Origin of the sequence: Citricoccus sp. SGAir0253 (genome assembly GCF_005877055.1) — a bacterium.
Lineage (GTDB): Bacteria > Actinomycetota > Actinomycetes > Actinomycetales > Micrococcaceae > Citricoccus.
In genome coordinates this window covers 3,255,702-3,276,047 of sequence record NZ_CP039424.1, presented here as the reverse complement: position 1 = coordinate 3,276,047, position 20,346 = coordinate 3,255,702, and the positions used below count along the sequence as shown (strand labels likewise).

Annotated in this window: 19 protein-coding genes and 3 rRNA genes; 8 read left to right on the top strand and 14 right to left on the bottom strand. The window is 69.4% G+C overall.

Annotated features, from left to right (window positions below; genetic code table 11):
- The first annotated feature begins 3 nt into the window (after positions 1 to 3).
- From E7744_RS14355 to rrf, 4 genes are all read left to right on the top strand, one after another.
- Positions 4 to 678 (top strand): C40 family peptidase, encoded by a 675-nt coding sequence (locus E7744_RS14355; protein WP_137774709.1) that lies wholly within the window; start codon positions 4 to 6, stop codon positions 676 to 678.
- An 872-nt stretch (positions 679 to 1,550) separates the two neighbouring features.
- A 16S ribosomal RNA gene (locus E7744_RS14350) occupies positions 1,551 to 3,076 on the top strand.
- Positions 3,077 to 3,699: 623 nt separating this feature from the next.
- A 23S ribosomal RNA gene (locus tag E7744_RS14345) occupies positions 3,700 to 6,790 on the top strand.
- A 306-nt stretch (positions 6,791 to 7,096) separates the two neighbouring features.
- A 5S ribosomal RNA gene (gene rrf / locus E7744_RS14340) occupies positions 7,097 to 7,213 on the top strand.
- Together the 16S, 23S and 5S rRNA genes form the textbook arrangement of a ribosomal RNA operon.
- Before the next feature lie 109 nt (positions 7,214 to 7,322).
- Here rrf and E7744_RS14335 read toward each other — a convergent pair.
- Complete coding sequence (locus E7744_RS14335) at positions 7,323 to 8,264, bottom strand: DUF1963 domain-containing protein (protein WP_137774708.1); 942 nt, start codon at positions 8,262 to 8,264, stop codon at positions 7,323 to 7,325.
- A gap of 251 nt (positions 8,265 to 8,515) precedes the next feature.
- Between E7744_RS14335 and E7744_RS14330 the strand changes: the two genes are divergently transcribed.
- Positions 8,516 to 8,974, top strand: coding sequence for a MarR family winged helix-turn-helix transcriptional regulator (locus E7744_RS14330; RefSeq protein ID WP_137774707.1), 459 nt, complete (start codon positions 8,516 to 8,518; stop codon positions 8,972 to 8,974).
- Here E7744_RS14330 and E7744_RS14325 read toward each other — a convergent pair.
- Together E7744_RS14325 and E7744_RS14320 are read right to left on the bottom strand one after the other, a co-directional pair.
- The gene (locus E7744_RS14325) at positions 8,971 to 9,210 is read right to left on the bottom strand and encodes a hypothetical protein (protein ID WP_137774706.1); all 240 of its coding nucleotides are present in this window, start codon (positions 9,208 to 9,210) and stop codon (positions 8,971 to 8,973) included. The genes E7744_RS14330 and E7744_RS14325 overlap by 4 nt on opposite strands.
- 353 nt (positions 9,211 to 9,563) lie before the next feature.
- Positions 9,564 to 10,004, bottom strand: a complete 441-nt coding sequence (locus tag E7744_RS14320; protein WP_246858472.1) for a DoxX family protein — start codon at positions 10,002 to 10,004, stop codon at positions 9,564 to 9,566.
- A gap of 451 nt (positions 10,005 to 10,455) precedes the next feature.
- Here E7744_RS14320 and E7744_RS16310 point away from each other — a divergent pair, with 451 nt between their 5' ends.
- Complete coding sequence (locus tag E7744_RS16310) at positions 10,456 to 10,938, top strand: hypothetical protein (protein ID WP_137774705.1); 483 nt, start codon at positions 10,456 to 10,458, stop codon at positions 10,936 to 10,938.
- A gap of 266 nt (positions 10,939 to 11,204) precedes the next feature.
- Here E7744_RS16310 and E7744_RS14310 read toward each other — a convergent pair whose 3' ends face one another.
- Positions 11,205 to 12,323, bottom strand: a complete 1,119-nt coding sequence (locus tag E7744_RS14310; protein WP_210417132.1) for an LLM class flavin-dependent oxidoreductase — start codon at positions 12,321 to 12,323, stop codon at positions 11,205 to 11,207.
- A 269-nt stretch (positions 12,324 to 12,592) separates the two neighbouring features.
- Positions 12,593 to 13,072, bottom strand: a complete 480-nt coding sequence (locus tag E7744_RS14305) for an aminoacyl-tRNA deacylase (protein WP_137774704.1) — start codon at positions 13,070 to 13,072, stop codon at positions 12,593 to 12,595.
- A 68-nt stretch (positions 13,073 to 13,140) separates the two neighbouring features.
- Here E7744_RS14305 and E7744_RS14300 point away from each other — a divergent pair, with 68 nt between their 5' ends.
- Complete coding sequence (locus tag E7744_RS14300) at positions 13,141 to 13,671, top strand: DinB family protein (RefSeq protein ID WP_137774703.1); 531 nt, start codon at positions 13,141 to 13,143, stop codon at positions 13,669 to 13,671.
- Positions 13,672 to 13,685: 14 nt separating this feature from the next.
- On the opposite strand, the gene E7744_RS14295 is transcribed toward E7744_RS14300, so the two are convergent.
- Positions 13,686 to 14,339 (bottom strand): maleylpyruvate isomerase family mycothiol-dependent enzyme, encoded by a 654-nt coding sequence (locus E7744_RS14295; protein WP_137774702.1) that lies wholly within the window; start codon positions 14,337 to 14,339, stop codon positions 13,686 to 13,688.
- Between the two features lie 181 nt (positions 14,340 to 14,520).
- A complete protein-coding gene (locus tag E7744_RS14290; protein ID WP_137774701.1) occupies positions 14,521 to 15,138 on the bottom strand; it encodes a class I SAM-dependent methyltransferase in 618 nt (205 codons plus the stop codon).
- Between the two features lie 162 nt (positions 15,139 to 15,300).
- Between E7744_RS14290 and E7744_RS14285 the strand changes: the two genes are divergently transcribed.
- Positions 15,301 to 16,014, top strand: a complete 714-nt coding sequence (locus E7744_RS14285; RefSeq protein ID WP_137774700.1) for a DUF899 family protein — start codon at positions 15,301 to 15,303, stop codon at positions 16,012 to 16,014.
- 76 nt (positions 16,015 to 16,090) lie between these two features.
- On the opposite strand, the gene E7744_RS14280 is transcribed toward E7744_RS14285, so the two are convergent.
- The 7 genes from E7744_RS14280 to E7744_RS14250 all read right to left on the bottom strand — a co-directional run bounded on the left by E7744_RS14280 (position 16,091) and on the right by E7744_RS14250 (position 20,316).
- Entirely contained in the window at positions 16,091 to 16,792 is a 702-nt protein-coding gene (locus tag E7744_RS14280; protein ID WP_137774699.1) for a hypothetical protein, read from the bottom strand.
- 13 nt (positions 16,793 to 16,805) lie between these two features.
- A complete protein-coding gene (locus tag E7744_RS14275) occupies positions 16,806 to 17,546 on the bottom strand; it encodes a LysE family translocator (RefSeq protein WP_137774698.1) in 741 nt (246 codons plus the stop codon).
- Positions 17,547 to 17,591: 45 nt separating this feature from the next.
- Positions 17,592 to 18,167 carry a hemerythrin domain-containing protein gene (locus E7744_RS14270; protein WP_137774697.1) on the bottom strand — a complete coding sequence of 192 codons (576 nt, stop codon included), beginning with the start codon at positions 18,165 to 18,167 and terminating at the stop codon, positions 17,592 to 17,594.
- Positions 18,168 to 18,267: 100 nt separating this feature from the next.
- Positions 18,268 to 18,684 carry a CBS domain-containing protein gene (locus E7744_RS14265; protein ID WP_137774696.1) on the bottom strand — a complete coding sequence of 139 codons (417 nt, stop codon included), beginning with the start codon at positions 18,682 to 18,684 and terminating at the stop codon, positions 18,268 to 18,270.
- A gap of 29 nt (positions 18,685 to 18,713) precedes the next feature.
- Entirely contained in the window at positions 18,714 to 19,205 is a 492-nt protein-coding gene (locus E7744_RS14260) for a DUF4383 domain-containing protein (protein WP_137774695.1), read from the bottom strand.
- Positions 19,206 to 19,321: 116 nt separating this feature from the next.
- Positions 19,322 to 20,050, bottom strand: coding sequence for an OBAP family protein (locus E7744_RS14255; RefSeq protein ID WP_137774694.1), 729 nt, complete (start codon positions 20,048 to 20,050; stop codon positions 19,322 to 19,324).
- 17 nt (positions 20,051 to 20,067) lie between these two features.
- Positions 20,068 to 20,316 carry a hypothetical protein gene (locus tag E7744_RS14250; RefSeq protein ID WP_137774693.1) on the bottom strand — a complete coding sequence of 83 codons (249 nt, stop codon included), beginning with the start codon at positions 20,314 to 20,316 and terminating at the stop codon, positions 20,068 to 20,070.
- Positions 20,317 to 20,346 lie beyond the last annotated feature (30 nt).

Here is a 20,346-nt window from a genome sequence, read left to right as displayed (position 1 = left end):
CCCATGAACTACCCCTCCCGCCGTGCCCGTCTCGAGGCCGAGAAGCTGTCCGCCCGCTCCCGCCGCCGTCGCTCCCTGACGGTCAGCGCCGCGGGCCTGGCCACGCTCGCCGGTGCCACCCTCGCCGGTGTCGCCCCCGCCTCGGCCCACGACGGTGGAGTGTCCACCACCGATTACTCGGCCCAGCAGGACTACAGCTACAGCTCCGCGTCCACCTCGACGAGCTCCTCGACGGCCTCCACCTCGACCGCCTCCGGGGGCACCTACCAGCTCGCCTCGTACTCCACCTCCTCGGCCACCGGCTGGCAGGCGGACGTGGCGCAGTGGGCCGCCGCCAAGGCCGCCGACCCGAGCGTCTACTACAGCTGGGGCGGCAACGGCCCGACCGCCTACGACTGCTCCGGCTACACCCAGCAGGCCTTCGCCCAGGCCGGCAAGAGCATCCCGCGGACCTCCTCGGCCCAGTTCTACGGCGGCCAGCAGGTCTCCATGAGCAACCTCCAGGTCGGCGACCTGGTGTTCTGGTCCAACAACGGCTCTGGCTCCGGCGTCTACCACGTGGCCATCTACATCGGCGACGGCAAGATCGCCCACGCTCGCAACCCCCAGATGGGCGTCGCGGTCACCGACCTCGACTACAGCCCCTGGAACATGATGAGCACCGCGGTCCGCTACTGAGTGGACCCCCGGTCCGGCCCGGTGCCGGACCACCTCGCGGCTGAACGCTGCACCGGCACCCTCGCGGAGGGACAGGGCCCGGCATCCCCGGAACGGGATGCCGGGCCCAGCCGCGTCTCCGGGCCGTTGTCGTGCCCGCGGCTTGCGAGGTGCTGGGCACGGGGTTCCTCGGAGCCCATGCCGCCGGGGCGTTGGCCCTGGACGCCTCACACCCCGGCCGCCGGCTACTCGACATCGTCCACCGGCCGTCCGCCGGCTGCGGTTGGGGGCCGGGATATCGGGTTGCTCCCTCCACGTCGGAGGCGCGAGGCCGTCCCGGTTTGCGTGGGGGTGGGTGGGGGTGTAGGGTTGCTCCTCGTGCCACGGCGTGGAGGGGCGGTTGTCCTTCCGGTGGTGGTGCGGCTGTCCTTGACTGGGGCGGTGTCCGGCCTGGTGCCGGGGGCCGGCCGGGTGCGGCGGGTTTGACGCCGGGGCCCGGGAGGGTCTAGGATGGGAAAGTTGCTCCGGGGAGCTGGCGGGTCGCTGTGGCGGCCGGCGGGTGGTCCGGGGGCGGCGGTGGGACTTCGGTCCGGGTGCGGTGAGCGCGGCGGGAACGCCGGTTTGACGGGCCGGGGAAGAGGGACTACGCTTTGAAAGCCGCGGATGAGGAAAGCGAAGAAACGGCCGGGTGAAACCGGTTTCCTTCGCCGGTACTGATCACGTGCCTGTTGTTTGAGAACTCAATAGTGTGCCAAGTTTGTTGATGCCAATTGTTTGAAATTGGTGGATGGCCTGACCGCCGCACCCCCGTGTGGTGGAGGGCCTCTTGCCAGGGATTGAATGATGCCGTGCCGGGTTTTCCGCCGGGCGTGGTGTTGTTTCTTCTGTAGTTTTTTACGGAGAGTTTGATCCTGGCTCAGGATGAACGCTGGCGGCGTGCTTAACACATGCAAGTCGAACGCTGAAGCCCCAGCTTGCTGGGGTGGATGAGTGGCGAACGGGTGAGTAACACGTGAGTAACCTTCCCTTGACTCTGGGATAAGCCTGGGAAACCGGGTCTAATACCGGATACGACCCTCCATCGCATGGTGTGGGGGTGGAAAGATTCATCGGTCTTGGATGGACTCGCGGCCTATCAGCTGGTTGGTGGGGTAATGGCCCACCAAGGCGACGACGGGTAGCCGGCCTGAGAGGGTGACCGGCCACACTGGGACTGAGACACGGCCCAGACTCCTACGGGAGGCAGCAGTGGGGAATATTGCACAATGGGCGCAAGCCTGATGCAGCGACGCCGCGTGAGGGATGACGGCCTTCGGGTTGTAAACCTCTTTCAGTAGGGAAGAAGCGCAAGTGACGGTACCTGCAGAAGAAGCGCCGGCTAACTACGTGCCAGCAGCCGCGGTAATACGTAGGGCGCGAGCGTTATCCGGAATTATTGGGCGTAAAGAGCTCGTAGGCGGTTTGTCGCGTCTGCCGTGAAAGTCCGGGGCTTAACCCCGGATCTGCGGTGGGTACGGGCAGACTGGAGTGCAGTAGGGGAGACTGGAATTCCTGGTGTAGCGGTGAAATGCGCAGATATCAGGAGGAACACCGATGGCGAAGGCAGGTCTCTGGGCTGTTACTGACGCTGAGGAGCGAAAGCATGGGGAGCGAACAGGATTAGATACCCTGGTAGTCCATGCCGTAAACGTTGGGCACTAGGTGTGGGGGCCATTCCACGGTTTCCGCGCCGCAGCTAACGCATTAAGTGCCCCGCCTGGGGAGTACGGCCGCAAGGCTAAAACTCAAAGGAATTGACGGGGGCCCGCACAAGCGGCGGAGCATGCGGATTAATTCGATGCAACGCGAAGAACCTTACCAAGGCTTGACATGTTCCCGACCGGGCCAGAGATGGTCCTTCCCCTCTGGGGCGGGTTCACAGGTGGTGCATGGTTGTCGTCAGCTCGTGTCGTGAGATGTTGGGTTAAGTCCCGCAACGAGCGCAACCCTCGTTCCATGTTGCCAGCGGGTCGTGCCGGGGACTCATGGGAGACTGCCGGGGTCAACTCGGAGGAAGGTGGGGACGACGTCAAATCATCATGCCCCTTATGTCTTGGGCTTCACGCATGCTACAATGGCCGGTACAATGGGTTGCGATACTGTGAGGTGGAGCTAATCCCAAAAAGCCGGTCTCAGTTCGGATTGGGGTCTGCAACTCGACCCCATGAAGTCGGAGTCGCTAGTAATCGCAGATCAGCAACGCTGCGGTGAATACGTTCCCGGGCCTTGTACACACCGCCCGTCAAGTCACGAAAGTCGGTAACACCCGAAGCCGGTGGCCCAACCCTCGTGGGGGGAGCCGTCGAAGGTGGGACTGGCGATTGGGACTAAGTCGTAACAAGGTAGCCGTACCGGAAGGTGCGGCTGGATCACCTCCTTTCTAAGGAGCGCATGGCCATCTCGTCCCGCACCAGGTGCGGGGGTTACCGGGGTGGTCCATTTGGTGCCCGTGTCGGTCCCGCGTGTGGACCGGCGGGTTGCTCATGGGTGGAACATCAACGAATGGTGCCCCTGGCCGTACCGGCCGGTGGTCCTTGCAGTACTGCGCCTGGAATGGGCGCCCCGGGGGTTGTCCTGGGGTGTCGCGCCGGCGTGTGGAAGGAGGACCCCGGGTGGATGGGCGTGGGGGTGTTGGCACACTGTTGGGTCCTGGGACAACAGGACCGGCCGCCGATCCCGGTGGCGCCCTGCCCGTCGTGGTGGGGTGGCCGGGGGGTGGTTGTTCCGGGCCTGTGGTCTGGTTCCGGCTGCACCGAGACACCGTGGTGCGTGGGTTCTCCTCCTCGTGGGGGGTGCCGGCGCGGGTGGGGGCGTGTGGCGCGGGTTGTTGTTTGGGAACTGCATAGTGGACGCGAGCATCTTATTTTGCCGTCATGCCCACGCCCCCTGGCGTGGTGTGGCGGCGCCGAGAATGTAGTCATCTTTCGATGCCCGCCCGTGGTGTCCCCTCGGGGGTGCCGGCGTGGTGGGTGTCTTATGCTCATCGAGGCTTGGCCGTTGTGTGGCTAAGTTTTCAAGGGCGCATGGTGGATGCCTTGGCAACAGGAGCCGATGAAGGACGTGGGAATCTGCGATAAGCCTGGGGGAGTCGATAACCGGACGTTGAGCCCAGGATCTCCGAATGGGGGAACCCCGCACGCCGACGAGCGTGTGACCGCCGGTTGAACACATAGGCCGGTTGGAGGGAACGCAGGGAAGTGAAACATCTCAGTACCTGCAGGAAGAGAAAACAACATGTGATTCCGTCAGTAGTGGCGAGCGAACGCGGATGGGGCTAAACCGTGCACGTGTGATACCCGGCAGGGGTTGCGTGTTCGGGGTTGTGGGCCTTTGCGTCCCAGGTCTGCCGGCCTGGGGTGGTGAGGTGCGGGCGTATAGGCGAACAGGTTTGGATGCCTGACCGTAGGGGGTGAGAGTCCCGTAGCCGTAATGCGTTCCGCCGCCTAGTGAGTGTGCCCGAGTAGCACGGGGCCCGAGAAATCCCGTGTGAATCTGCCAGGACCACCTGGTAAGCCTGAATACTACCTGTTGACCGATAGCGGATCAGTACCGTGAGGGAATGGTGAAAAGCACCCCGGGAGGGGAGTGAAATAGTACCTGAAACCATGTGCCTACAATCCGTCGGAGCCCTGCGGGGTGACGGCGTGCCTTTTGAAGAATGAGCCTGCGAGTTAGTGCTGTGTCGCGAGGTTAACCCGTGGGGGGAAGCCGTAGCGAAAGCGAGTCTGAATAGGGCGATCTTAGTGGCACGGTCTAGACCCGAAGCGGAGTGATCTACCCATGGCCAGGTTGAAGCGCGTGTAAGAGCGCGTGGAGGACCGAACCCACTTCAGTTGAAAATGGAGGGGATGAGCTGTGGGTAGGGGTGAAAGGCCAATCAAACTCCGTGATAGCTGGTTCTCCCCGAAATGCATTTAGGTGCAGCGTCACGTGTTTCTTCCCGGAGGTAGAGCTACTGGATGGCTGATGGGCCCTACAAGGTTACTGACGTCAGCCAAACTCCGAATGCCGGGAAGTCAGAGCGTGGCAGTGAGACCGTGGGGGATAAGCTTCATGGTCGAGAGGGAAACAGCCCAGACCACCGGTTAAGGCCCCCAAGCGTGTGCTAAGTGGGAAAGGATGTGGAGTTGCTGTGACAACCAGGAGGTTGGCTTAGAAGCAGCCACCCTTGAAAGAGTGCGTAATAGCTCACTGGTCAAGTGATTCCGCGCCGACAATGTAGCGGGGCTCAAGCACACCGCCGAAACCGTGGCATTCAGCATCTGCTGGATGGGTAGGGGAGCGTCGTGCACGAGGTGAAGCCGGGGCGGAAGCGCCGGTGGATTGTGCACGAGTGAGAATGCAGGCATGAGTAGCGAAAGACGGGTGGGAAACCCGTCCGCCGGATGACCAAGGGTTCCAGGGTCAAGCTAATCTGCCCTGGGTAAGTCGGGACCTAAGGCGAGGCCGACAGGCGTAGTCGATGGACAACGGGTTGATATTCCCGTACCGGCGAAGAACCGCCCCTGCCGAGCCGGTGATACTAACCGCCCGAACCCGCCTGGACGCCCCTTCGGGGGCGCGTGGCGGGCAAGCGCGGGACCTGAACCGGGGAGGCAAGCGCATTAACAGGTGTGACGCAGGAAGGTAGCCGGGCCAGGCAATGGAAATGACCTGGTCCAAGGGCGTAGGGTGTCCGGTTGGCAAATCCGCCGGACGTGAGCCTGAGACCCGATAGGCCCCCACCAGGTGGGGGATCCGGTGATCCTATGCTGCCAAGAAAAGCATCGGCGCGAGGTTCCAGCCGCCCGTACCCCAAACCGACACAGGTGGTCAGGTAGAGAATACCAAGGCGATCGAGAGAATCATGGTTAAGGAACTCGGCAAAATGCCCCCGTAACTTCGGGAGAAGGGGGGCCCCAACCCTGACATCCACGCGCTGGATGGAGGGGATCGGGGCCGCAGAGACCAGGGGGAAGCGACTGTTTATCAAAAACACAGGTCCGTGCGAAGTCGCAAGACGATGTATACGGACTGACTCCTGCCCGGTGCTGGAAGGTTAAGAGGACCTGTTAGCCGCAAGGCGAAGCGGAGAATTTAAGCCCCAGTAAACGGCGGTGGTAACTATAACCATCCTAAGGTAGCGAAATTCCTTGTCGGGTAAGTTCCGACCTGCACGAATGGAGTAACGACTTCCCCGCTGTCTCAACCGTGAACTCGGCGAAATTGCACTACGAGTAAAGATGCTCGTTACGCGCAGAAGGACGGAAAGACCCCGAGACCTTTACTATAGTTTGGTATTGGTGTTCGGTGTGGCTTGTGTAGGATAGGTGGGAGACTGTGAAGCGGGCACGCCAGTGCTCGTGGAGTCATCGTTGAAATACCACTCTGGTCACATTGGACATCTAACTTCGGCCCGTGATCCGGGTCAGGGACAGTGCCTGATGGGTAGTTTAACTGGGGCGGTTGCCTCCCAAAATGTAACGGAGGCGCCCAAAGGTCCCCTCAGCCTGGTTGGCAATCAGGTGTCGAGTGCAAGTGCACAAGGGGGCTTGACTGTGAGAGAGGCATCTCGAGCAGGGACGAAAGTCGGGACTAGTGATCCGGCGGCCCGTTGTGGAACGGCCGTCGCTCAACGGATAAAAGGTACCTCGGGGATAACAGGCTGATCTTGCCCAAGAGTCCATATCGACGGCATGGTTTGGCACCTCGATGTCGGCTCGTCGCATCCTGGGGCTGGAGTAGGTCCCAAGGGTTGGGCTGTTCGCCCATTAAAGCGGTACGCGAGCTGGGTTCAGAACGTCGTGAGACAGTTCGGTCCCTATCCTCTGCGCGCGCAGGAAATTTGAGAAGGTCTGTCCTTAGTACGAGAGGACCGGGACGGACGAACCTCTGGTATGTCAGTTGTACCGCCAGGTGCACCGCTGATTGGCTACGTTCGGAACGGATAACCGCTGAAAGCATCTAAGCGGGAAGCCAGCTTCGAGATGAGATTTCCACACCCCTCGTGGGTGGGAGGCCCCCAGCAGACCACTGGGTTGATAGGCCGGACGTGGAAGCAAGGACCAACGACTTGTGAAGCCGACCGGTACTAATAGGCCGACAACTTAAACACACAACACCACCCCCGGGCCGGGCTTCACCGGCCGGGGAGGGCCAGGTGCGCAGCGTCCACTATGCGGTTGCGGAACAACAACCCGACCGAACCACCACCCCCCGCGGGGGGCGGCCAGCCCGGGGCACCACCCCGGGCACCCCACCAGCCCCCCGGCACGCCGGGCCCGGCCGGGGCCCAGTATGGGTACAATTGAACAGTGCAACCACAGTGTTGTAACCACCAAGCCACCCCCGACACGGCGGCCCACCCCACCCCCCACCCGGGGAGTGCGGGGCACGGGCCCGGACAGGGCGGTCACAGGGTTACGGCGGTCATAGCGTGGGGGAAACGCCCGGTCCCATTCCGAACCCGGAAGCTAAGGCCCACAGCGCCGATGGTACTGCATCCGGGAGGATGTGGGAGAGTAGGACGCCGCCGGACAACCATTCACCAGGAGCCCTGGACCACACGGTCCAGGGCTCCTGGCCTTTAACACCCCCCACCCCCCAGCGCCACCGGCACCGCCAGGCCCACTGGCCCGACCGTGTCCTCAGTCGGTGCGGACGAGGCACCATGTGTTCTCGAAGGCGCCGGCATCCAGGTCGGACTGGCGCATCCAGACCTCCAGGCTGCCGGCGTCGCCGAACCACCCCTCCAGCACGGTCCAGCCCTCGATCTCCAGGATCAATCGGTACCGGTCGCCATCGGCCAGCGGGAGCGCCTCGGGCAGGAGGTCCATGGAGGCCGCGTGGTGACCTCGGGAGCTGTACCCGTAGGCATGGGTGGTGGGGATCGCGGAGGAACCGCCGACGCCGCGCTGGCTCATCCATGCCAGGTGCACGGTCTCGGTGAGCTCCTCGAGTCGATCGAACTCGCCCGCCTCCCGGGGGGAGAGGTCCAAGGGCGAAGGCAGCGCGAAGCCGGAGAAGGGCAGCACCAACTGGCAGGCCCGGGTGGGTGCGGCCCAGGCTCCGGGACGGTCGACGAGGGCCGGCCGCCGCCCGGTCGGCGCAGGGGTTGGGCCGCCCGTAGGGTATGCAGGGTCCCCGCTGACAATGACGACCCAGGCCTTCCGTTCTCGATCACCGGGCTCGTGGCCGTAGGTCCGCAGGTCATGGAAGACCTGCAGGATGCCTGCCCGGGGTAGGCCTTCCTGCAGTTGGGCGGTGGGCCAGATGGCCTTCCCGGCGCGGTCCAGGGCTCCGTCCAGTCCGGCGAGGTCGATGGTGGCGACGTGGGTCAGCGGCACGCCGTCGGCGTCGTGCGGCCAGGCGCCGGTGTCCACGGCCGGCCCGCCGAGCCAACTGACCTGGGCGCCACTCGGCCACGCGTCGGCCAGTTCTTGTTCGCCCGGGTCGAAGCCCTGCTCGGAGAACGCGAGGGCGTAGCGCAGCCTGTCCTGCCACTGCCCACCGCCGTGTGCATCGAGCCAGTCGAGGATGGCCGGGTACGTACCGTGGATCGGGGGGAAGGATCCGAGGGGGAGAACCAAGCCGACTCCTGGGGTCTCGACCGGCGAATGGCTGCCACGGGTGGTGGCACGCCGTGACCTGTCAGGTAGTCAACCAGAGGGGCCGGTCCACGTGTTCTCCTGGTGCTGGTCCGGTAGGTGACCGTTCATCCAGTGGGCGCCGGCGAGGGTTCCCCCGCAGGGGTAGAGGTGGAAGCCGACGGCGCCCAAGCCCGATCCGGGGAGGCCGGACATGGGATCCCGTGCGGGCCGGGATGGGGCATGCTGGAGGCATGGACCACAGTGCCCCGTTCACCGACCCCTTGGCGCTGGAGAGCCAGATCTGCTTCGCCCTGTCGGTAGCCTCCCGAGGGGTCATCGCCGCGTACCGGCCCGTGCTCGAGCCCCTGAGGCTCACCCACCCGCAGTACCTGGTCATGCTGGCCCTGTGGCAGCACGCGCCCCTGTCGATCAAGGACCTGGCGGCGCTGCTGCACATGGAGCCGGCCACCCTGTCCCCGCTGACCAAGCGACTGGAGGCCCTGGGGTACATCCACCGGGGCCGGGATCCCGAGGACGACCGGGCCCTGGCCATCGACCTCACCGAGGCCGGCCGGGACCTGCGCCGGCAGGCCGAGGCCGTGCCGGTGCAGATGATGGAACGCCTGCAGATGGACCGGACCGAGCTCCAGGAACTCCACCGGCTGATGAGCATGCTGATGGACCGGGTCCACCCTCGGCCGGGGGACTAGCCGGCGTAGCCGGCGGCGGTCAGCGCACCGGCCGGAGGTTCCTCGCCCCGCGCGCGGTAGGCCTCGACGAGCCGCCGGGCCCGTTCCCTGCGCAGCTGCGCACTCGGATCCAGCGTGCCCTGGCGACTGGCCGAACCCGTGACGAACGTGACCATGTAGGCCAGCCGCCAGCCCAGTCGGTACCCGAATCCCAGCCCGGTGCGGTCGGACGTGACGGAGTAGGGCTTCTCGCGCATGTGGCTCTCCCTCGAGGAACCCCGGGAGCATGGCACGGGACTCCATGGACGCAATTAGTTAGTGCGCTATGTATTCTACACGTCGTAGAACCCCGGCCGGCCGGTCGATCCGGAGGGCGTCCGGTGCCGGGCCATGCCCCGACACTCCACCCCGAACAGGGCGTCCTCCCGGCCGAGGACTGCGCCGCCGCCGTGATCGCCCGAGACCGAGCGGCCGTACCGGTGGACCCGTCCGGTGGGGCGGGGGTGGCCGCACGCGAAAGGCCCGCCCCCGTCGCTCCGACCCGGAGGGGCGGGGGCGTGGCGGGGGCGGGCCGAGCCGTGCCCCACGGGGGCAGGCTGTCGCGTGGTGGTCAGGCGCTGCGGCGGCGGGCGATCAGCGCGTCCAGGCTGAACCGGCCGGGGCCGACGGCCACGAACACCAGGGCGCCGAGGGCGAGGGCGGCGACGAGCTCCCAGCCGTTGTTGGCGACCATGATGCCGTTGGACAGGTGGACCATCAGCCAGGCGCCCACTGTGACGACCAGGGTGAGGGCGGCGGCGATCGGGGTGAACAGGCCGAGGATGAGCAGGGCGCCGGCGCCGAACTCGACGATGGCGGCGAAGGTGGCGGCGACCTGCGGCAGCGGGATGCCCATCTCGGCGAAGGCAGCGCCGGTGCCGGCCAAGGTCCACTCGAAGAACTTCTGGGCCCCGTGGGCCATGAAGATGACACCGAGGATCACGCGGGCCACGAGCAGCAGCGAATCCTGGACGGGGCGGGGGGCGGGGAGGATCTGGGCAGAGGTGGTCACGGACGGCTCCTTGTGGTCGTTCGTCGGGGAGTGGCGCCCCGGCCTCGGCCCGGGCGCAAATGATTTACGCGTCAACTAAATGTGCCCCGGAGGGCGGTCCTGCGTCAAGCCGGAGGTGCGTGTCGGAGGCGGGGTAGTTCGTATACCGACGAGTAGGTGCCGCCCTGAGCCCCGGGATGTCGCGGATCGCGAGCGGAAGGGAGACTCGTGAAGTGATCTTGGACACCTTCTCCCCGGGCGCCCGGTCTCCTTGACAGGGCCTTGGCGCTGGCTCAGAACTCGCCGTCGGATCTGACATGGGCCTTTACCTCCGAGGGCTGGGCCTGTTCCAGTGGATGGTGCGTCGTCCGGACGACGCGCACCCGGAACGTGACCGGCGCTCGCCGAGTTGCCACCACGTCCCGGGCCCCCCAACCCAGAGGACACCAACCCCGAAAGGAAGGGTGGAACCATGAAGCTGGTCCACAAGATCCTGTCCGCCTCCGCGATGGGCGCCCTCGGCGTCGCCGGCACCATGGGTGCTGCCAACGCCGCCCCTGCCGACAACCCCGGAGCGTCGATCTCCGAAGAGGCGCAGCAGAAGGCGCCGGGCACCTCCAACGCCGACGTGGCTCACGAGTTCGCGCCCGGCCAGCAGCAGGGTGAGGTGACGGAGCCGGCCCCGGTGGAGGAGACCGTCCCGGCCGAGGGTGAGGTGACGGAGCCAGCCCCGGTCGAGGGTGAGGTGACCGAGGAGGCCGCCCCCGCCGAGGGTGAGGTGACCGAGGAGGCCCCGGTGGAGGAGACCGCCCCGGCCGAGGGTGAGGTGACCGAGGAGGCCCCGGTGGAGGAGACCGCCCCGGTCGAGACCGAGGCCACGGCCCCCGCCGAGGGTGACGTGACCGCGCCGGCCCCGGAGGCCATCACCATCGACCAGTCGATCGTGCTCGGCTGATGTCTCCCCTGACCGGTCGTCTTCCCTGACCGGTCGCGGCGGCCCGCTGCGCCCTGGGCGCACGGCCGCACGGAAGGCCCCCGGCCCCGGTCGGGGGCCTTCCCGCGTCCCGCGACGGCGGGCCCGGAGCGGGGGAACCTCACGATGGCGGCACTCCCGCGATGCCGGCACCCGCCGGTACCGCGCCCCGGCCACCGCCCGGTCGGGACACGCCCTGGTCAGGCCACCTCCCGGCCAGGCCACCTCCCGGCCAGGCCACCGCCCGGTCAGGCGACGGAGCCGGCCAGGTCCGGGGCCGGCGTCGCGCCCCCGCCGGGGAGCCGGACGGCGAAGCGCTCGCGCAGCAGCGGCATGACGAGCCGGCCGAAGCGCTCGGCCTCCTCGGCGTGCGGGTAGCCGGACAGGCAGAAGCTGGAGCAGCCGGCCTCCACGAACTCGGCGATCTTGGCGGCGACCTGCGCCGGGTCGCCCACGATCGCGATCCCCGCGCCGTGGCGCACCGTGGCGATGCCGCTCCACAGGTGATCGTCCACCAGGTGGCCCTCGGCCTGCGCCAGCTCCTTCATCCGGTCGTTGGCCTGCGACTCGCTCCAGCGGCCCTTCACGGACTCCTTGTGCTCGGCGCTGGCGTGGGAGATGAGGTCCTCGGCGGCGGCCCACGCCTCGGCCTCGGTCTCCCGGACGACCACCTGGAGCCGCATGCCGAAGTCCAGGGTGCGCCCCTTCGCCGCGGCCCGGGCCGTCATGTCCCGCACGTGGCCGGCGATGTTCGCCGGGGTGTCGCCCCAGAACAGGTGCACGTCCGCGTGGGCGGCGCACAGCTCCCGGGCGGCCGGGGACATCCCGCCGAGGTAGAACGGCGGGTGCGGGCGCTGCACGGGCTTCGGCCGGACGTCCACGCCGCGCGCCGTGAAGTACGTCCCGTCCACGTCGAACGGCTCCTCGCGCGTCCAGGCGTCCTTGAGGACCTGCACCGTCTCGGTGAGCACGGCGTAGCGCTCGTCATGCCCGTGGAACATCCCGTCCGCGGCCATCTCGGCGGAGTCGCCGCCCGTGATGAGGTTGACGCGCAGCCGGCCCCCGGAGAGCCGGTCGAAGGTGGCGAGCATCTTGGCCATGACGGTGGGGGCCATGAACCCCGCGCGGGCGGCGACCAGCATGTCGATCCGCTCCGTCCGGGCCGAGACCATGGCGCACGAGATGTAGGCCTCGTGGCACTCCGGCATCACCGGCACGAGCAGGTAGGTGAAGCCCGCGTCCTCCGCGGTGCGCGCGATGTGCGTGAACAGCTCGAGGCTCGGCGGGGTCGCGGCGGCCGGGTCACCGAGCCGTGAGGTGTCCCCCATGGTGGGGATGAACCAGCCGAGGTCGATCTCCTGGGTCACGCGTCATCATCCTTCGTCTCGTCTCGTCCCGGGCCGCCGTGGCCGGCGGCGGGCGGGGCGCGTCCACGGCCCCTGCCCATCCCACCAGACTGGCGCGGCCGGGCAAAGGAGGGCGACATCCCGATGTCACCTGCGTGAACGGGGGCTGGGAGGGAGCCCGGAGTCGACGTCGGCCGGGCAGGGCGCCGGCCGGGGATGCGTGGTGGGGGATCGGCTCCCGCACGCGGGCCCGGACACCGGGACGACGACGGTGCCCCGCCCCCGGAGGCTCAACCCCGGTCCGGTTCGGGCTCGGTGACGTCCGCGACCCGGGCGCCCAGCACCTCCAGGAGCGCGTCGGCGGCCACGGTGACGGCCGCGCCCGGCGCGCCGGCGCCGATCGAGACCTCCTGGCCGCGCAGGGTGACGTCCGCGATGACCGGCCAGGCCGTCGTCGCCCCGAAGGGCGTGATGGACCCGCGCGGGTAGCCGGTGGCCGCCCGGGCCTCCTCGGCCGGGGGCAGGGACAGGCGGTTGACCCCCAGCAGGGCGCGCAGCTTCGGCCAGGCGATGCTGCGCAGGCCCGGGACGAGCACGAAGACGTAGTCTCCCTCGCCTCGGCGCACCACGAGGGTCTTCACCAGGCGGGCCGGGTCCACGCCCCGGGCGGCCGCGGCCTCGGCGAGCGAGGACACCGGCCCGTGCCGGGTGAGGGTGTAGGGGATGCCGGAGGCCGCGATCGCGGGCAGTCCGGCGGGCTGGTCGGTCACGCCCACAGCGTACCCAGCACCGGTCGCCCGCCCTCGACGGGCCCGGTCCGGATGGGCAGGATGGGCGGATGAACACCCCGGCCCCGGCCCCCGTGCCCGCAGACGACCGCGACTGGACCGCCGTCATCACCGACGGCTGTGCGGAGTGCGGCTTCCGGCCCTTCGACCCGGCGCAGGTGGCGGACCGGATCAGGGAGGGGACCCGGCGGTGGCTGCCGGTCCTGCAGCGGCCGGACGTGGCCGTCCGCCCGGTGCCGGAGGTCTGGTCACCCCTGGAGTACGCCTGTCACGTCCGGGACATGGTGCGGCTGCTGGGTGAGCGGGTGAAGTCGATGCGGGACCAGCAGGACCCGGTCCTGGCGGACTGGGACGGCAACGCCAAGGCCGTCCAGCTGGCCTACTGGGCCGCAGACCCGGGCACCACGTGGGAGGACCTGGAGCGCTCCACCCGGCGCACGGTGGCCATCCTGGACTCCGTGCCGGCGCAGGACCGCGGCCGCCCGGGCCGGCGCTCGGACGGCACGGCCTTCACGATCGACTCGCTGGGGCAGTACATCGGCCACGAGATGGAGCACCACCTCCACGACGTGCGCGGCTGAGGGGCCGGTCCGCGTCAGGCGGGCTGGACGACGGCGTCCCGCAGCCGGTCTGCGCCCTCGCCGCCCAGCCGGTCCAGGTGAACGGTCCGGCCGGTGAGGACCAGGAACAGGTCCGCCATGGTGCCCGTGACCTCGGGACCGGACCCCCGCGACCAGTCGTGGTCGGTGGCCACGAGGCGGAACCCCTCGGTCGGCAGGTGCCGGAAGACGCGGGCGTTGCCCCGCCCGCCGTAGGACAGGACGTGGTCGGCGGCCTCGGCGAGCGCCGCCGTCGGGAGCTCGACCTCGCGGCCGAGCGGGAGGGTGATGTCCAGGGTGTGGCCGACGGAGTCGATGAGTGCCTCGCGGCAGGTCAGTCCGGGGAAGTGGTGGTGCAGGCCGACCATCGAGCGCAGCGCCTCGACGATCTCCTCGTTCGTCATGCGTCGCGCGAGGGCCTTGGAGCCGTCCCGGATGGTCCGGTTGGTGCTGCCGGGATACTGCAGGAAGAGGGCGAACAGGCGCGGCAGCGGCAATCGCACGAGTGTCAGGTGGGCGGCGACCTCGCGGACCGTCCAGGCCTCGCACAGGGACTGGCGGTCCCACTCGCCGGGCTCCAGGCGCCCGAGGAGCTCGGCGAGGGCGTGCCGGCGGTCGTCGACGGCTGCCCAGACCTCGGTGGTGTCCATGGTGCTGTCCTTCCGGAGGGGCGCGGCTGCGCGGGGGGGATGGAATAGTTCGATGATATGACTAAATAGCGACCGAGGCGAGGGGTGGGCGCCCGCGGAGCGGGCGCGGCGACGGAGCCCGCGGAACCGGGGGCCACGGCACGGCGATGCCGCGCGGTGGCCGCGGCGGCGCTCCGCCGGGTCAGCGGGCGGTGGCGACGCCGAGGGAGTCCGCCCCGAAGGGACGCGGGACCCCCTCCTCGTAGAAGCGCTCGACCGACGTCACCGTGAAGCCGGCCTCCCGGATCAGTCGCAGCGGCTCCCGGGTGAGGTGGCACCCGCCACAGACGCGCTTCTGCAGCGGTTCGAGCCGGCGCTGCCACGTGCGCACCGCCTCCTCCAGGGCCAGGCCGTGCTCCACGAAGTGCAGCGTGCCGCCGGGCGTCAGCACGCGCCGTAGCTCCCGCAGCGCCGCAGCGGGGTCCGGGATCGTGCAGAGCGTCCAGGTCGACAGCGCCGTGTCGAAGGTGCCGTCCGCGAAGGGGAGCGACTGGCCGTCCCGTCCGCCCCGCTCCACCGGGATGGGGGAGGCCGCGACGCGGGTGGAGGCGAGGCGCCACGCGAGATCGGAGGGATCGACGGCGCGGACCCGGGTGACCGCCGGAGGATAGAAGGGCACGTTGAGCCCGGAGCCGAAGCCGAGCTCGAGCACCTCGCCGTGCAGGCCCGCGCACGTTCGCCGGCGCAGGGGCTCGACCGCCGCGGTCCCGCAGCCCGCGTCGACCAGCCGCGGGAGGATCCTCTCGGTGTAGAACCCCATGCTCGGCCGCCTCCCTCGACGTCCAGTATCCGCGCGGGACGGGCGGCCGCGGAAGGCGCGGCAACCGCGCAGGATCGGAGGTGCCGGGGCCGGCCCGCGGGCCTAGCGTGGAGTCATCACCGGGGCCACGGTGGTCCCGGCGCCCGATCCGAGGGGGTCACCATGTCCGTCGAGGAATCACTCCGGCACCACGACGCCGCCCCGGCCCTTCCGCCGGTCGTCGACGAGGCGACGTGGCAGGCCGAGCTCGACGCGTTGCGTGTCCGGGAGAAGGCGGCCACGCGGGAGCTCGACGCCATCGCCGCCCAGCGCCGCCGCCTGCCCATGGTGAGGATGCCCGAGTACACGCTCGAGGGGGCCTTCGGCCCGCTGCGCCTCGTGGACGTCTTCGAGGGCCGCCACCAGCTGATCACCTACCACCACATGTGGCACCCCGGCGCGGAGTTCCAGTGCGGCGGCTGCACCTACTTCACCTCCCAGTTCACCCGCCTGGAGTCCCTGGAGAACTACGACGCCCGCTTCGTGGTGGTCACCCAGGGCCCGATCGACGAGGCGCTCGCCTACCGGCGTCGCGTGGGCAACCGGATGACGTGGTACTCCACGGCGCACAGCCCCTTCGGCGCCGACGTGGGCGCCCCGCCGGACGGCGGGTTCGCCCTCAACGTGTTCCTGCGGGACGGCGAGGACGTCTACCGCACGTGGGTGACCTTCAGCCGGGGCGTGGAGCAGGTCTCGCACGTGTTCCCGCTCGTGGACCTGCTGCCCTACGGCCGGCAGGAGGAGTGGCAGGACGTCCCGGCGGGCTGGCCGCAGCGGGAGACCTATTCCGGCTGGCCGGAGGCCGCGGACATCGCGCGGTGGTACGGCGACCGGTGAGGGCGGGCCGGGCGGATCACGGACCCTCCGGGCCGTCCCGCGCGGGCGCGGCCCGGGGGTGATGGCGACAGGTCGCCTACCCGGCGCAGCCTCCTGCCGTCCCGCGGCCCATCCGCCCGACGAGGTCCACGACGGCGGCCGCGACGTCGTCCGGGGCCGCCAACCAGGCCAGGTGGCCGCCGTCCAGCATCGCCGTGGGCCAGCCCCATCGGTGGGCGGACTCGAGCTCCTCGGCGTAGGTGCCTCTGAAGGCGAGGTAGGCGTTCGGCCCGCGGGTCCAGTCCCCGGGCGCCGTCTGCCGCGTGTCGAAGTACGCCAGGGGAAGGCGTGGACAGGCGGAGTCCAGCGCCTCGAACCGGTCCTCGGGGATGACCTGGGCGAGGGCCTGCCGCGGCCACCACCGGGTCCAGGGCGGCAGCATCCCGTCCTCGCCGGCCAGGGCCGCGAGGTGGACCCGGAAGGCCTCCGGTGCCAGGGTGAACTCCCCCCGTTCCGCGGGCAGGGCGGCGTCCACGAAGACGATGGGCGTCCCGGGCGCGGCGCCCGGGCCGATGCGCCGGCGGACGAGCGGGGCGAGGAACCCGGCGTTGCTGTGCGCGAGCAGGATGGTGCCGGGCTCCACGGACGCGGACCAGCGGCGCACGAGCTCCCCAGCGCCCTCGCCGGGAGCCAGGCCGGCGCGGGCCAGGGAGGAGGGGAGTCCAGCACGGCGGAGTCCTGCGAGGAGGTCCGCATAGGCCACCGCCGGGAGCAGCGGGCTCGGCAGGACGGTGATCACGGACGGGCCCGGGTCATGTCCGGGCGGGGGCGGGTGGGGCGAGGGCGTCCGCCAGCAGGGTGCCGCCGAAGCCCAGGAGCACGAGGCCCGTCACGCGGTCGACCACGGCCAGGGCGCGCGCGCTGGACAGCCAGCGCCGGGCGTAGCCGCCCCCGACGATCAGCACGGTGAACCACGCCATGGTCAGCACGCAGTGGACGCCGGCGAGGGCGGCGCCCATCAGCAGGGGGGACGTCCCTTCCGGCAGGAACTGCGGGATGGTGGCGATGTAGAACACCCCCACCTTGGGGTTGAGCAGGTTGGTGCCGGTGCCGGTCAGCCAGCCGCGCCAGGGAGGGCCTCCGTGCGAGGGGGCGACGGCGCCCGCGGACCGGCCGACGACGACACCCTCCGCGGTGGCCGGCCCGCGGTCGGCGTCGGCGGTTCCGCCGGCCGCCCGGGCCCCGGTGTCCCGGGGGGCGGCGCGGAGCGAGGTCCGGATCATCGAGACGCCGAGCCACAGCATGTACGCGGCGCCCGTCGTGCTCAGGACCCGGTAGGCCAGCTCCGAGGCGGCCAACAGCGCGGAGACGCCCACGGCCGCGGCGACGCCCCACACCATGGCGCCCGTCGCGATGCCGAGGGCGGTCGCCCAGGCGTAGGAGCGGGTGCGGGTCAGGGAGGACCGGAGGACCAGGGCGGTGTCCAGCCCGGGCACGAGGGTCAGCAGGCCGGCCACCACGGCGAAGGCGAGGACGGCGTCGAGGATCGTCACCAGGACAGGGTAGTGCGGGCCGGGGACTCCTCGGCACCCCCGGCGTCAGCCGGTGGACCGGCCGGAGAGCCGGTCCCGCAGGCGGTCGACCATCCCGACGCCCGGGCCGATCGTCTTGTGGAACAGCTCGGAGTGCGGGGCGTGCGGGTGGGGCCGGGTGGGCGCGGCCGTCTTGGCCTTCTCCACCTTCCGTCCCAACTCGACGAGCTCGTCCGCCGGGATGCCGGCCCGCAGCCGGGGGAACTGGTCGGACTCCTCGTCGTCGACGTGGTGGCGGAGCTGGCCCTCCAGGTCCCGGACCAGTTCCATGAAGCGGGGCGTGGCGGCGTCGACGTCCTCGAGCGCCTTCATCACCTGCACGATCTCGTCATGCTCCTTCTTGTCGTGCTCGACCTCCTCGGGCCCGTTGGGCAGGTGCTTCTCCATCGCCGGGTACACGTACATCTCCTCGGCCACGGAGTGACGCACGACCTCGGCGATCACGGTGTCCGCCAGGTCGCGGCGCCGCTGCGGGTCGGTCTCGCCCTCGACCTGTCCGAGGAGCTCGAGCATGGAGCGGTGGTCGGCGGTGAGGATGTCCACGGCATCGGTCTCCCGGCCGGGGGTGGGGGTATCGGTCATGGTGTGCCTCCAGGTGGATGACGGTTCGGTTCTCGGGGCGTGCAGGGTCCCGCCGGGACGGTGGCGTCCCGGCGGGACCACGGCACTCGGGAAAAGTGGCTCAGTCCTGGGAGATGGCCTCCAGCAGCTCGCCGACGCGCTCCTCGGGCCAGTTGCGGGCGATGTCGGCCTGGCTGACCATGCCGACCAGGTCGTGGCCGTCGATGACCGGCAGGCGCCGCACCTGGTGGTCCTTCATCGTCTTGATGGCCTCCTCGATGCTGTCGTCGGCGCCGATGGTCACCGGCTTGCCCTCGGCCAGTTCCCCGGCCCTGGTCTGCCGCGGGTCACCGCCCGTGGCCAGGCACTTCACGACGATGTCGCGATCGGTGAGGACGCCCTTGAGGCGGTTGTCCTCGCCACAGATCGGCAGCTGGCCGACGTCCAGGTCCTTCATCCTGCGGGCGGCCTCCTCCAGGGTGTCGTTCTCGCCGATGCACTCGGCGCCGGCGGTCATGACATCACGTGCGGTCTTCATGGGATTCCTCTCGGGTCGGTCGGCAGCGGTCAGGGACGATCCGCCGCGTAGTGGTCCGTGGTGGTCCTGCGGGGCAGGAAGGACAGGGCGACCATGGTCACGCCCAGCGCCAGGTGCAGCCAGTTGTCTGGGCTGTTCAGCGGCACGAAGTTGGCCGGGGAGTCCTGGCCGACGAACAGGCCGTAGAGCCACAGGACGAGGTAGACGATGCCGCCCCACAGCAGGAACTGGCGTGCGGCGGTGCCCGTGCGGGACAGGGCCAGTCCGGCGATGCCGTAGAGCAGGTGGACGACGTTGTGCAGGATGGAGACCTGGAAGATCCCCAGCAGCATGGCCTCGGACTGGTGGCCCGCGAACTGCAGGGAGTCGTAGTTGGTGGTGAGGCCGGGGATGAACCCGGCGATCCCCACGAGCAGGAAGACGATGCCGTAGAGCAGCGCCACGACCTGGACCGGACTGCGGTGCGTGGTGTCTCCGGCATGGGTGCGGCCGGTCGGCGACCGGCCCGGTGCGGTACTCATGGTGTACCCCCTCGGGCGGACAGCGGGTTCATGGCGGATGCCATGGCGCCGATCATGCTCCCCGGATCCCGGAGAGTGAAGGCCTCGTGGTCCCGGCAGCCCGGCAACCACCCCTTTCAGCCCCCTGCCGGGCCCGCCTCCGGCGCGTCGGCGTCGACGACCCCGGGCAGGGGCACCGTGCCGGTGAACCGGTCGGCGAGGGCGTCGACGCCGTGCTGCGGATGCGCGTGGTCCGCGAGGTCCTGGCGCTGCCGGCGCGTGGCGGCCGTGTCCAGGCCCAGGGCCGACTCGCGGTCCCGTTCCAGGGCCGGGTCGTTCTCGCCGTCCCGGTTGAAGGACCACATCAGCATGGGGTCGCCCAGCGGCAGCTGGTGCCCGCCGCCGAGGTCGTGCCGGCCGGTGTGCCACGTGTGCCAGGTCTTGCCGTAGCTGTTGAGCAGTCGCCTCATCAGCGCCTTCTCCGCGACGGCGGGCAGGCCCGGGGCCACGAGCTGGCCGGAGAGCACCTCGAAGTTGTGGGGATGCCAGTAGTCGCGTTCCTCCACCGGCAGGGTCCCGTACAGCTCCTCCGAGACGATGTACTCGATCCCGATGAGGTTGGCTTCGGCGGTGTTGCCGTCGAAGAGCACCGCCTGGATGAAGTCGTCGTTGACGACCCGGCAGTAGTGGTGCGCCTCCATCTGCATCGAGGGGTCGTCCTTCGCGGGGTGGAACCCGCACACGTAGACGTCGAACCCCTTCAGCGGCGCCGTGTCCTGCAGCATCCTGGCGCCCAGTTCCAGCGTGGCGAGCCATGCTCCCTTGCCCTCGCCCGCCGGCGTGGTCGGGCTGTCCCGCTTGGCCATGCCTGCCTCCCTCCCCGTCACTCCGCCCGCTCGGTACCACTGTCGTCGGCCTCGTCGGCCTCGTCGGCCTCGTTGGCCTGCCCGGAACCCTCGGCCCCGGGCGTGTCCGGGCGCTCGGCATTCGCGTTGTAGGCCAGGACGGCCTCCTCGTCCGAGACGACCCACTCGTCGGCACGGTCCTCCAGGATCTCCTCCGGCCGGGACCGCTCACCACGGTCCGGGCCGGCGGATCCCTGCTGGTGCTCGTCGTCGCCGTGATGGGACATGTCCGTGGTCCTTCCCTCGTCACACGTGGT

What these genes read in the sequence shown, in the direction of transcription:
- E7744_RS14355 (WP_137774709.1), top strand. Translation starts at nt 4, where the DNA reads ATGAACTACCCCTCCCGCCGTGCCCGTCTCGAGGCCGAGAAGCTGTCC.
- E7744_RS14330 (WP_137774707.1), top strand. Translation starts at nt 8,516, where the DNA reads ATGGACCACAGTGCCCCGTTCACCGACCCCTTGGCGCTGGAGAGCCAG.
- E7744_RS14325 (WP_137774706.1), bottom strand. Translation starts at nt 9,210, where the DNA reads ATGCGCGAGAAGCCCTACTCCGTCACGTCCGACCGCACCGGGCTGGGA.
- E7744_RS16310 (WP_137774705.1), top strand. Translation starts at nt 10,456, where the DNA reads ATGAAGCTGGTCCACAAGATCCTGTCCGCCTCCGCGATGGGCGCCCTC.
- E7744_RS14300 (WP_137774703.1), top strand. Translation starts at nt 13,141, where the DNA reads ATGAACACCCCGGCCCCGGCCCCCGTGCCCGCAGACGACCGCGACTGG.
- E7744_RS14295 (WP_137774702.1), bottom strand. Translation starts at nt 14,339, where the DNA reads ATGGACACCACCGAGGTCTGGGCAGCCGTCGACGACCGCCGGCACGCC.
- E7744_RS14290 (WP_137774701.1), bottom strand. Translation starts at nt 15,138, where the DNA reads ATGGGGTTCTACACCGAGAGGATCCTCCCGCGGCTGGTCGACGCGGGC.
- E7744_RS14285 (WP_137774700.1), top strand. Translation starts at nt 15,301, where the DNA reads ATGTCCGTCGAGGAATCACTCCGGCACCACGACGCCGCCCCGGCCCTT.
- E7744_RS14270 (WP_137774697.1), bottom strand. Translation starts at nt 18,167, where the DNA reads ATGACCGATACCCCCACCCCCGGCCGGGAGACCGATGCCGTGGACATC.
- E7744_RS14265 (WP_137774696.1), bottom strand. Translation starts at nt 18,684, where the DNA reads ATGAAGACCGCACGTGATGTCATGACCGCCGGCGCCGAGTGCATCGGC.
- E7744_RS14260 (WP_137774695.1), bottom strand. Translation starts at nt 19,205, where the DNA reads ATGAGTACCGCACCGGGCCGGTCGCCGACCGGCCGCACCCATGCCGGA.
- E7744_RS14255 (WP_137774694.1), bottom strand. Translation starts at nt 20,050, where the DNA reads ATGGCCAAGCGGGACAGCCCGACCACGCCGGCGGGCGAGGGCAAGGGA.
- E7744_RS14250 (WP_137774693.1), bottom strand. Translation starts at nt 20,316, where the DNA reads ATGTCCCATCACGGCGACGACGAGCACCAGCAGGGATCCGCCGGCCCG.